We start from the raw sequence: 12,155 nt of genomic DNA, 5'->3' as shown, positions 1-12,155 counted from the left end.
TCTGTCACCTTCACGAAGTTCTTCCGCGTTGATTCCTGATGCATGAACAAAAATGTCTTTTCCTGTTTCTTCGTCTGTAATGAATCCGTAACCTTTAGATTCATTGAAAAATTTAACTGTACCTGTACGCATTGTAATAATGATAATAATTTATAATGTGGCAAATGTAATATTTAATATAATACGAACGAGATTAATGTGCGAAATTTTATAAAAAATATTGATTTACAGCGTTTTCTGTTCATAAATGGAACAAATATTATTTTAAATTTAATTGAATATGCAATTCTTTTAACTGACTTTCATCTATTAATGACGGTGCATCAATCATGACATCTCTTCCGGAATTATTTTTGGGGAAAGCAATAAAATCTCTAATAGTTTCTTGTCCGCCAAGTATGGCGACTAATCGGTCTAATCCAAAAGCCAATCCACCGTGTGGTGGCGCACCAAACTGAAAGGCATCCATTAAAAATCCGAACTGATTACGAGCTTCTTCCTCAGTAAATCCTAGATATTTAAACATTAATTGTTGTGTAGTTTTGTCATGAATACGAATAGAACCACCGCCAATTTCGTTTCCGTTTAATACCATATCATAGGCATTGGCTCTAACTTTTCCTGGATTAGTTGCCAATAATTCCATGTCTTCTGGTTTTGGAGAAGTAAACGGATGATGCATAGCGTGCCATCTTCCGCTTGCTTCATCCAATTCTAATAATGGGAAATCTACCACCCAAAGTGGAGCGAATATGCCAGGATTCCGTAATCCTAAACGTGTTGCCAATTCCATTCGCAAAGCCGAAAGTTGCGTCCGGGTTTTATCAGCTGGACCAGAAAGCACGAAAATCATATCGCCCGCTTTTGCACCAGTTGTTTTTGCCCAATTATTTAAATCTTCTTGATCGTAAAATTTATCTACTGATGATTTGTAAGTTCCGTCAGGGTTACATTTTACATAAACCATTCCGCTAGCGCCAATTTGTGGACGTTTGATCCACTCAATCAAAGCATCTATTTCTTTACGGGAATATTCTCCAGCGTCAGGAACTGCGATTCCTACAACTAATTCAGCCGTGTTGAAAACGGAAAATTCTTTATCCTGTGTAAATTCATTCAACTCCCCAAATTCCATCCCAAAACGAATATCTGGTTTATCATTTCCGTAGGTTTTCATGGCATAGTCGTAAGTAATTCTTGGGAATTTTTCTACTTCAATCCCTTTGATTTCTTTTAGCAAATGACGAGTCAATCCTTCAAAAACATTTAAGATGTCTTCTTGCTCAACAAAAGCCATTTCGCAATCGATCTGTGTAAACTCAGGTTGACGATCGGCACGTAAATCTTCGTCTCGGAAACATTTTACGATTTGGAAATACTTGTCCATTCCGCCCACCATCAACAATTGTTTAAAAGTTTGTGGCGATTGTGGCAAAGCATAAAATTGTCCTTCGTTCATTCGAGAAGGAACTACAAAATCTCTTGCGCCTTCGGGAGTGGATTTGATTAAATAAGGGGTTTCTACTTCGCAAAAATCCAAATTGGATAAATATTTTCGTACTTCCATGGTCACTTTATGGCGAAAAAGCAGGTTGTTTTTTACGGGATTACGACGAATATCAAGGTAACGGTATTTCATCCTGATGTCTTCGCCACCATCGGTTTCATCTTCAATAGTAAAAGGTGGAGTTAGTGAAGCATTTAATATGTTTAACTCGGATACTAAAATTTCGATTTCGCCTGTTGGTATGTTTTTGTTTTTTGCTTCGCGTTCAATCACAGTTCCTTTAACTTGAACCACAAATTCACGACCAAGTGTTTTTGCCAATTCAAAAACTTCTTTTTCAGAACGACTTTCGTCGAAAATCAATTGGGTAATTCCGTATCGATCGCGTAAATCAATCCAATTCATAAACCCTTTGTCACGTGATTTTTGAACCCATCCCGCAAGCGTAACTTCCTTATTAATATGTGAGGCGTTCAATTCCCCACAATTATGACTTCTATACATTGTAATAATTTTAGACTGCAAATTTAGGACTAATTATGAATATTGAATTGATATATAAAGAGTTTTTATCCTATTGTTTTTAATTTCAATTTAATTTCCAATGTTAAGTTTTTATCCAATGTTACCAAATTGTTAACTAAAAGTTTTTTTATTGTAAATTAATTTCTATCTTTGTTGAAGTTAATTTGAACCCCTAAAAAAAAAGACATGAAAAAGTATATAGTTTTATTTGGAATATTGATTTCAGGAGTAATTTACTCACAAGCAGCTGAGCCTGTATTAGAAAAATTTGGTAAAAAAGTGAAAGCTACTTACTTTTTTGAAAATGGTCAAGTGCAACAAGTAGGTTTTTTTGAAAACGGAAAGTTAGAAGGAGTTTGGATTTCTTTTGATGAAAAAGGAAACAAAATCGCTTCTGGTGAATATAAAAATGGTGTCAAAACTAACAAATGGTTTTTTTGGTCTCAAGATGTAACAACAGGATTTAGTAATTTAAGCGAAGTCGATTATTCTGATAACCGAATTGCATCGGTTAAAAGCTGGAAAAAAGAAGCATTGGCAGCAAGAAATTAATAACTTGCATGTTATAAAACTGTTCAGGTTCCTATCATGCATAACAACAATTATAAATAGCGATAAAATATTTTATCGCTATTTTTTTTGGCTTTTTTTAGCTGTTAATATTGACGACTTCATGTATTAACCTTTGGTCGATTATTATTGCATTAATTAACGATTTAAATTATTGTGCTTGTCCTGCAAGGTCTTTTTTTTGAGCTTGTAGGTATAAAAACACTTCAAAAACCATATACCTACAAGGTTTTTAAAACCTTGCAGGACTTAAAACCTATTGAAAATCAATATTTTATTAATCGAACTCAGGTTATTAGATTTTTAAGTCCAGTTTTATACAACAATCATCAAAACTAAAAGTCATAACTGCTGTAATATATTAGGTAAATTTTTGTTAATCATTGTTGGTCCTAAAAAAAATAAAAGTAGTTTTGAATAACTAAAATTAAAATCTTATGAAAAAAATATTTTTAATTGCATTTGTATTATCAAGTATTGTTAATGGCAATGCACAAGGCAAAAAGTACATGACCTTTCAGGCGGAAATCGCTAATAAATTTGGAGATGTAATTTATATTACAGACTATAAAAACAAATTGATAAAAAAGATTCAAATCAACAAAGCGGGTATTTTTAAAGACACAATGCATGTTGAAACCGGAAGATATTCGTTTTCTGATGGGAATGAATATACGGTTTTATATCTAAAAGATGGATTCGATTTAAAAATGAAATTGGATACCAAAAAATTTGATGAATCTATAGTTTATAGTGGGAAAGGTTCTATTGAAAACAATTTTTTAGCTCAAAATTCTATGTTTGAAGAGAAAACCGACATAGCCAGTTTACTTATTGCAAAAGAAGTTGATTTTTTTAAAGGACTTGACCAGAAAAAAGCGGATGATTTGAAGCGTTTAGAAAACAAAAAATTAGATCCAATTTTTGTAGTACTCCAAAAAACAAGTATTGAGGATAATTATAATGCTATCGTCCAGTATTACAAAAAAAATTATGAAGCAAATTTGGCCAAAAGCAAAATGAATGATACCGTTTCGCCATTATTTGATTATGAAAACCATAAAGGTGGGAACACAAAACTAACCGATTTAAAAGGGAAGTATGTTTACATCGACATTTGGGCAACTTGGTGTGGACCATGTCGTGCTGAAATTCCTTCATTAAAGAAAGTGGAAGAAAAATATCATGGCAAAAACATTGAATTTGTTAGTATTTCAGTTGATGTAGCTAAAGACCACGATAAATGGAAAAAATTTGTTGATGACAAAGCATTGGGCGGAATACAATTATTTGCAGATAATAATTGGACTTCTGATTTTATAAAAGCATTCGGGATTAATTCAATACCGAGATTTATTTTGATAGACCCGAACGGTAAAGTTGTAAAATCGGATGCTGCAAGACCATCAAATCCTGAATTGCAAAAACAATTAGACGCACTCTTGAATTAATTCCAAAAGTGTATATTTTAAAAGTCAATGCATTGCATTGGCTTTTTTGTTGGGATATTCTTATTTTTCTAGCCTAAAACGGTTGATAACTTCTGTCCAAAATATTTTTTCAATACAATTTTATTTTATAAATTTACTTCATACAAAGACGCTCTTGTTGTCAGAATATAGAAAAAATGAATTTAAATTTGACGAACTATTTCTGTGTATTAAATTGTTAATATAGCGTCTATAAAAAAATCGGCTGTCACAAGTTTTTGTAACAGCCGATTTTGATATTTAATCTTCAGTTGATTTATTTAAAAGGAACAATCGAAACCTTAATATCGAATTACTTTTGCCTTATTCAAAAGTATTCTGGCTTCATCCCACGAAGGCAATTCCTCAGCATCATATGTATAAGTTCTGATTTCTTTTGCGATTTTCTTACTTCTTTTCATGGCTTCAAGGTGAGCACCACTTTTTGCAAATGCTCTCATATCTAAATCATTGTCCCAAAGTGTCATAGTATAAAATTTTTTCCAATGACCATTCCGTCTAAATTCAATATAGTTTGCCGTTTTTAATTCTTCTACTATTTTAAACACATGATTGGCGAATAAAAAAAAATGCAATGCACCCTTTAATTCAATTGATGTTATTGTAACTTTCATTTTATAATTAATTCGTGTTAAATATTATTTGCTGTTTTACTTAACCAGTCATTATATGTCATTTCAAATTTAATTTCTCCTTTTCCATGTATTCCAGTTTCAGTCCAACCTGCTTTTCTATAAAATGTTTCTGCTCTTGATTTAGGTGAAGTTCCTAACCAAACCGTATTTTTAGTCTTGTTAAAATACCAATCCAGCATAATGTCATGAAGTTGTTTGCCTATTCCTTTTTTTTCAAATTCAGGTTTTAAAAACAGTGCCCAAATATTATTGTCTTTCAAGTCGGTAATAGAAAACCCAACAATTTCATTATTTATTTCACAAACCCAACCTTTCCCTCTTTGGGTCAAAAACTCTTTACAATCTTGGTCTGTAACTAAGTCTGGATTAGACAAAACGTTTTCTGTTACAGAATTTCTAACAAGTTGAATTTGTTTTATGTCTTGAATTACAGCTTCTCTAATGATCATTTTTTATTTTTCCTTAAACATTCTATTTTTGATTAATTCAATGTTTTTTATTCCACTTATGGATGCAATTTTTACTGTTTTCTGGTCTTTCGAAACATAAAAGTAATACAAACTATTTGTTTCTAGTAAACATACTTGTTCTGATTCTCCTGAGTTGTAATTCATTTTGTAGTCAAATTGTAGTTTATTGTCCTTTATCCTTGAAGCTGTAGTAAAGCCTTCTCCAATTCCGTAACCTAAATAAACAGATAATACACCCATCGCCAGTGTTTTTATTGCAATAAACAAGTAATAATTTTTAATTTCATCTTCGGGCAAATCACTTTTTGTTTTTTTTAATTCAAATGCTTTTTGGACCCATTTTTTGTGATCGTGCTTGTATAAAATAGAAGGCAAATAGTAGCAAAACACAAAAATAGAAGTGAAGACTACAAATATTATAGGATGTGTAGTTAAAGTAGCAATTGGACTCATTAATACATCCATAATTGAGGAGTATTTCAAAATGTTTATCCCTATTTGATAAAAGAAAGCAGTTTCCTTTAGGATTCCTACTATTACAAGATAAAGATATCCTAAAGGTAGTAAATGCTGTATTTTTTCGGTATATTTCATGTTAAACTTTGCGTTTTCGATTATTAAATTAATTCCCAAGAGCTGTTTTTTTAGAAACCCATGCAGCATATTTATTGGCTAGAAAAGCATATCCTGCGGTATCATATTCTGGTGTGTGAACTGTAAAATGGTCTCCAGGATAATAGTCATAAACAAAATCAGCATTTAATTTTTTGGTTTCTACTTCTAATAACTCTACCGCTTGATTGAGAAAATAGTTGTCTTGATTGCCGGTTGATATTCTAATTTTACCGTTTAACTCGGTTTTAAGTTGCTGCCAGTTCGTGCGAATTAGCAAGGATATATCGTATGCTTTCCAATGAGCGACTACATTGCTGTCAATTTCTCCAGTTTTTGTATTGCAGATTTTTTCAGGAGCACCGTCTTTAGTTTTTTTACCAAAAACAGCATTCCAAGAAGCATATTGCTCGCCACGATAAAGTACATCTTCAATTCTATAATCATCCCTCAAATACAACCACGGAATGTATCCGCCAACAGCTGCATCTAATCTCAAATTTCCCTCTTTATCATAAAACATGTTTTTATTTGTATAAAGATCAATTTGCTGAAAGTTTCTAAAATCAACGGGATCTGGTGCACTTGACCAACAACCTGCAAAAGTTTCGGGGTAATTTATTTGCAACCACAACACAGACCAACCGCCACTGCTATGGCCTGATAATAATCTTGCACTATTGCAGCGATACTTTTTTTCAACCATTGGAATAAACTCCTTCACAAGCGCATCGCTCCAAGAACCATTATTGTCACTGTTTGCGTACGTGCTGTGTCCTGTTGGGCAATTTCCGTCAAGAATTACAGTTATACAAGGTGCGTTTTCAAGAGGAATACTTGCTTCTTCTTTACCGGAATATTCGTGATAATCTCCGCCAAAACCAAAAATTATAAAATGAACCGGAAATTTACGAGTGGGTTCTTTATAATATTCCTTTGGGAGAATAACAGCTGCGTCAATGGTAATGTCTCTTTTATAAAATACTGAAAGCAAAGCCGAAGGCACTTTTATTTCTTTTGTAAATTCAGTTTCCTTAAAAGTAGGTTTTGGAATTATCTGGTCGCATTGTATGCTATAAGTTGCCTTTGTATTCCTAGTCAAATTGATTTTAATGGGTTTGCTGTACAAATTTTCTGGGCTGTTGCCAATATTTCGTCCGCCCAAATTTCGATCCCAAACGGCTTGTACATAATATTCCCCGCGTTCTATATTTGATAGTTTAACTGCGTATGAAATTGCGGTATCATCAAATACTACAGTTCCGTTTGGGTTTATATTATTGACATCTATAGCAAAGCATGAAAGTGTGGGTAATCCTATTCCTAAATCTTTTGGGCTTTTACCATCTTTAGAAAGATATAAAAGTACTTTTCCCGAAAAAGCGCCTTCGTATGCTTTTGTGGAGAAGGAAACTTTGATTTGCTGGGCTTGTGTCGAAACACTCAGAATGAATACGAATAGGGAAAATTTAAGTCTAAAATTCATGATTGATTATTTGTAAATAGTATTTCAAAAAGTCATTTAAAGGTTTCTTTTGTGACATTGATTTGTACAAAAGTTATATTCTTTCAAATATACTCAAACTCTTTTTACAAAAACAAAAAACCACTCAAAATCAAATTTTGGGTGGTTTCTGTTTTAAAGATTTAGAAAACTTATATTTCAATAGCTCGGGCTAATCTTCGATCTCGCAACCAAAACTTGGTTCGTTTTACCAAATAAAACATTACCGGAACCATAACCAGTGTCAAAACTGTGGCATACGTCAACCCGAAAATAATCGTCCAAGCCAATGGTCCCCAAAATATTACATTATCACCACCAAGGAATAAGTGCGGGTTTAAATCCGTAACCAGTCCGAAGAAGTCAAAATTTAGTCCAATCGCGAGTGGAATTAAGCCTAACACAGCTGTCAAAGCGGTTAATAAAACGGGACGTAAACGCGATTTCCCACTATCGATAATTACTAATTTTATTTCTTCTAGGGTTAAATCATCGTGACTTTCAACCTCTTTTTCTGCTACTTTTTTATCCAGCAATAAGACAAAGAAATCCATTAATACAATACCGTTTTTCACTACAATTCCTGCAAGTGAAATAATACCCATCATGGTCATTAGGATTACAAAATCCATATTAGCAATTACATAACCATAGAAAACTCCGCTAAAACTCAAGAGCACAGTAAATAATATTACCATTGATTTTGAAACCGAATTAAACTGTAAAACAATGATTATCGTAATTCCTGACAAGGCTAAAAACAAAGCATACATTAAGAAACTTTGATTTTTTCCCTGTTCTTCTTGCACTCCAGAGAAGGAATACGTAATGCCTTTTGTCAATTCATACCCTTTTAATTCGGTTTGAATTTGTTTTGTAATTTCATCTGCATTATAACCCGTTAATACATTAGAATAAATGGTTAATATACGGTTGTAGTTTTTTCGTTTGATTTGATTATAGGTAAACGATTTTTCTGTTTCTGAAACTGCCGAAACGGGAATTTGCATCATTTGACCGTTGTTTTGGTTTCTAAAAGTCAACGACTGGTTGAACAATACATTTTCGTTTTTGCGTTGGTCTTGTTGCATTCTCACTACAATATTATAATCATCATCTCCTTCTTTATAAGTAGAAACTTCTTGACCATAAACGGATCGGCGCAAATTAAACCCAACTTGACCCGTTGTAACTCCGGCACTTCCAGCATTTACACGATCCACTTTTACTTCTAATTCCGGACTTTGCTTATTGACATCAACACTCAATTTTTCGATCCCAGGAATGTTTTTGCTGTCTACAAACGCAATCATTTTGCCTGCTTGTGAGAGCATTTCGTCATAATCATCGCCTGTAAGCTGAACACTTATTGGATAACCTGCTGGCGGACCATTTGCATCTTTTTCGACGGTAACGGTTGCTCCAGCAATACCTTTTACTTTAGAACGAATTTCTTCTAAAATATCGGCAGTGTTGATTCCTTGTCTAAATTTGAACTCGGAGAAATTTACAGTAACTTTTCCTTTGAATGGTGTTTCCGAAGCCGAACCTGCATCAACATTTGGATTTCCAGCGCCAACTCCAACCTGCGAAACGATACTCTCGGCAAGGAAGTTTTTATTAGTTTTGGGATCGATATATTTTTTCATGATATCGATGATTTGATTTTCTACAAATTTTGTGGCTTTATCGGTTTTTTCAATAGCTGTTCCTTGTGGAAATTCGATATAAGTAATGGCTTGATTTGGAATATTATCAGGGAAAAACAATACTTTACGAGGGAAAACACCTAATAAAACTAAGGATAAAAACAACATTCCAATGATACTAGCAAGCGCAATCCAAGCATTTCGTCCGGTTAATATTTTTGCCAAAAACGATTTGTATTTATTTTCCATTTTTGGAAAAAAATTATGCTGAAAATCTTGTGTCCATTGATATAATTTTATTTTATACAACCACATTAATCCTAAAGAAATAATGGATAAATGACCAATAGCTCTTGCTGTTTTGCTATCGTAAAGGTTTCCAATAATCACAAAAATAGTGGCTATTATTCCAAAAATGATAGAATATTTTTTTGCCGATTTTTTAGAAACGTTTTTATCTTCAATTTCCATTGATCCTCCGGTCATAGCTGCATTTACAATCATGGCTACAAATAAGGATGAACTTAATGTAATGGTTAAGGTAATAGGAAAATATTTCATGAATTTTCCCATGGTTCCTGGCCATAAGGCAAAAGGTAAAAACGCCATTAATGTTGTTGCGGTCGAAGAAATAACAGGCCAAGCTATTTCGCCAATTCCAATTTTTGAAGCTTGAATTCTAGGCATTCCTTTTTTCATATTGGCGAATACATTATCGACGACTACAATTCCGTCATCGACCAGCATTCCTAATCCCATTACTAATCCAAAAAGTACCATCGTGTTTAAGGTTAATCCAAAAGCGGACAGAATCGTAAACGCCATCAACATTGATAATGGAATTGCAGCTCCAACAAACAGCGAGTTTCGTAATCCCATGGTGAACATTAACACGATCATTACCAGCACGATTCCAAAAATAATGTGATTGGACAATTCATCAACTTGATGTTCTACTCGAGAGGATTGATCATTAGTTAATTCTAATTTCAAATCTTTGGGCAAATAATTCTCTTGGGCTAATTTGATTTTTTCTTTTACTTGCTCAATGGCCGAAATCATGTTTTGGCTCGAGCGTTTTTTTACACTAAGCATAACAACTTCGATGCCTTTTTCACGAGCATAAGTGGTTTTTTCTTTTTCTTTAAAACTAATAGTTGCAATATCCTTTAGGTAAATGGTACCGTCTTGATGTTTTACAATAATATTTTCGAGTTCTTTTGGGTCTTTTATTTCCCCTACGATTCTAATGTTGTTTCTAGAACCTTGCGAAATTAAATTCCCACCAGAAAGAGTCATATTCTCGTATTTAACGGCGTTTTGAATGTCGTCAAATGTAACTTGAGCCGCAGTCATTTTAAAAATATCAACAGCAATTTCAACTTCTTTGTCATCGACACCAAGAATATCTACTTTTTTAACTTCGGGAACTTCTTCGATATCATCTTGAAGTCTTTCGCCATATTTTTTAAGTTGCTGCGTGGTGTAATTTCCTTGTAAATTAATATTCAAAATGGGCACTTCTTCTGAAATGTTCAATTCAAATACTGAAGGTTCTACTTTACTTCCGTTGTCCAGGTTAGGCCAATCAGTATCGGCTTTTACGTTGTCAACTTTGTCTTTTATTTTTACTTTGGCATCTTCAATAGAAACTTTATCCGAAAACTCTGCCACAATCATTCCGTAATCTTGGAACGAACTTGCTGTTACTTTTTCGACACCGCTTATGTTTTTTATTTCTTTTTCGAGTGGTTTTATGATTAATTTCTCGACATCTTCTGCTGAATTTCCTGGAAAAACAGAGGAGATGTAAACTTTGTTTTCAATAATTTCTGGAAAATCTTCCCGAGGCATGTTTACATAAGCAATCAAACCTGTAACCACTATTAATAATGCAAAGATGTAGACTGTTACTCTATTGTCAACAGCCCAGCTTGATATACCGAATTCTTTGTTTTGATGTGACATGTTTTTAGTTTAAGGTTTCAAGTTTCAGCTTTAAGCGTTTAGAAAACAACTTGAAACCTGAAACTTGAAACAATTATATTTAGAAATTAAGTTTCATTCCTTCTGAAATGTTATTTACACCTTCGGATACAATAATAGCATCGGGAGTTAAACCACTTAAAATTTCAGTTACATTATCTGATGATTTTCCGAGTGTTACAATCACTTTTTTGGCCGTTCCGGTTTTACCATTGCTTCCGTTTACAGCGTATACAAATTTGTTTCCTTGTCCGTCTTCTTGAATCACATTTGACGGAACGGTTATCGCATTATTGTTTACGTAGTCAATGATTTTAAGTTTGGCAACTTGGTTAGGTCTTAATAAATTTTCTGGGTTTGGAACACTTACTTCAATGCCAAAACTTCGGTTGTTTGGGTTTATAAAATTGCCTATTTGGCGTACTTTTCCTTTGTAGGTTTTCCCTAAAGAAGTTAAATACACATCAACTTCGGTTCCTATTTTGAGTTTGCCAATATAGGTTTCAGGAACAGCAGTTGAAACAAACATGTTCGATAAATTTACGATTCGCATTAAGCCTTGTTGGTTTGGGGAAACTACTTGTCCTTTCTCGACAAACACTTCGTCTATAACGCCAGAAAAAGGAGCTTTTATAACTGTTTTTGATAATTGTGCTTTAATTTGAGCAACACTTCTTTGAGCAGAAATCATTTGAGTTTGCGCTTGTAAATATTGAATTTCAGAACCTATTTTTTGATTCCAAAGATTTTTTTGACGCTCAAAAGTAGTTTTTGCTAATGCATATTGGCTTTCTAAACTGGCCACTTGTTGACTCATTCCGCCATCGTCTGTTCTACCCAGAACTTGCCCTTTTGAAACACGTTGACCTGCTTTTACATTTAGATTTATTAAAGTTCCGGGCATTTCTGGTTGAACCAATATAATTTCTTTGGTATTTACATTTCCTTGTATGTCAAGATAATGGTTGAAAACAGTGTCTTTTACGGTAATTACAGAGACTAATGCTTCCTCTTTTTTTGTATCTAATTTTGCCAAAGCTTCTTCGATTTTTGCAACTTCTACTTGCAAAGCCGTTTTCTTTTCTTGTAATGCTTTGATGTTTTTTGTTTCAATTAGACTATCAATTGATTGTTTGTTTTCTTTGTTTCCACAAGATAAAAGCAGTATTGAAAGTGTGGTAAGGATTACTATTTTTTTCATTTTGTA

The 12,155-nt window shown here is 33.3% G+C and carries 10 protein-coding genes; 2 read left to right on the top strand and 8 right to left on the bottom strand.

The window, feature by feature from the left end; translation table 11 throughout:
* The coding region (locus RMO53_RS13635; RefSeq protein ID WP_310381761.1) for a cold shock domain-containing protein at positions 1–132 on the bottom strand (132 nt) is incomplete at its 3' end.
* Positions 133–259: 127 nt separating this feature from the next.
* The gene (aspS, locus tag RMO53_RS13630) at positions 260–2,011 is read right to left on the bottom strand and encodes an aspartate--tRNA ligase (protein ID WP_310381759.1); all 1,752 of its coding nucleotides are present in this window, start codon (positions 2,009–2,011) and stop codon (positions 260–262) included.
* Positions 2,012–2,218: 207 nt separating this feature from the next.
* Here aspS and RMO53_RS13625 point away from each other — a divergent pair, with 207 nt between their 5' ends.
* Positions 2,219–2,584, top strand: a complete 366-nt coding sequence (locus tag RMO53_RS13625; RefSeq protein ID WP_310381757.1) for a membrane-binding protein — start codon at positions 2,219–2,221, stop codon at positions 2,582–2,584.
* A 455-nt stretch (positions 2,585–3,039) separates the two neighbouring features.
* The gene (locus RMO53_RS13620) at positions 3,040–4,053 is read left to right on the top strand and encodes a TlpA disulfide reductase family protein (protein ID WP_310381755.1); all 1,014 of its coding nucleotides are present in this window, start codon (positions 3,040–3,042) and stop codon (positions 4,051–4,053) included.
* A 320-nt stretch (positions 4,054–4,373) separates the two neighbouring features.
* On the opposite strand, the gene RMO53_RS13615 is transcribed toward RMO53_RS13620, so the two are convergent.
* The 6 genes from RMO53_RS13615 to RMO53_RS13590 form a co-directional block, all read right to left on the bottom strand.
* Complete coding sequence (locus tag RMO53_RS13615) at positions 4,374–4,706, bottom strand: DUF3291 domain-containing protein (RefSeq protein WP_310381753.1); 333 nt, start codon at positions 4,704–4,706, stop codon at positions 4,374–4,376.
* Positions 4,707–4,723: 17 nt separating this feature from the next.
* On the bottom strand, positions 4,724–5,176 hold the full coding sequence (locus RMO53_RS13610) for a GNAT family N-acetyltransferase (RefSeq protein WP_310381751.1): 453 nt from the start codon (positions 5,174–5,176) through the stop codon (positions 4,724–4,726).
* A gap of 3 nt (positions 5,177–5,179) precedes the next feature.
* The gene (locus RMO53_RS13605) at positions 5,180–5,791 is read right to left on the bottom strand and encodes a hypothetical protein (RefSeq protein WP_310381749.1); all 612 of its coding nucleotides are present in this window, start codon (positions 5,789–5,791) and stop codon (positions 5,180–5,182) included.
* 28 nt (positions 5,792–5,819) lie between these two features.
* On the bottom strand, positions 5,820–7,295 hold the full coding sequence (locus tag RMO53_RS13600) for an alpha/beta hydrolase-fold protein (RefSeq protein WP_310381747.1): 1,476 nt from the start codon (positions 7,293–7,295) through the stop codon (positions 5,820–5,822).
* A gap of 170 nt (positions 7,296–7,465) precedes the next feature.
* A complete protein-coding gene (locus RMO53_RS13595) occupies positions 7,466–10,930 on the bottom strand; it encodes an efflux RND transporter permease subunit (protein ID WP_310381745.1) in 3,465 nt (1,154 codons plus the stop codon).
* A gap of 79 nt (positions 10,931–11,009) precedes the next feature.
* On the bottom strand, positions 11,010–12,149 hold the full coding sequence (locus RMO53_RS13590) for an efflux RND transporter periplasmic adaptor subunit (RefSeq protein WP_310381743.1): 1,140 nt from the start codon (positions 12,147–12,149) through the stop codon (positions 11,010–11,012).
* Between the last annotated feature and the right edge of the window lie 6 nt (positions 12,150–12,155).

The organism is Flavobacterium sp. (genome assembly GCF_031409475.1).
In the GTDB taxonomy this organism is placed as follows: domain Bacteria; phylum Bacteroidota; class Bacteroidia; order Flavobacteriales; family Flavobacteriaceae; genus Flavobacterium.
The sequence above is the reverse complement of the archived record's forward strand: the minus strand, read 5'-3'. Positions and strand labels throughout refer to the sequence as shown.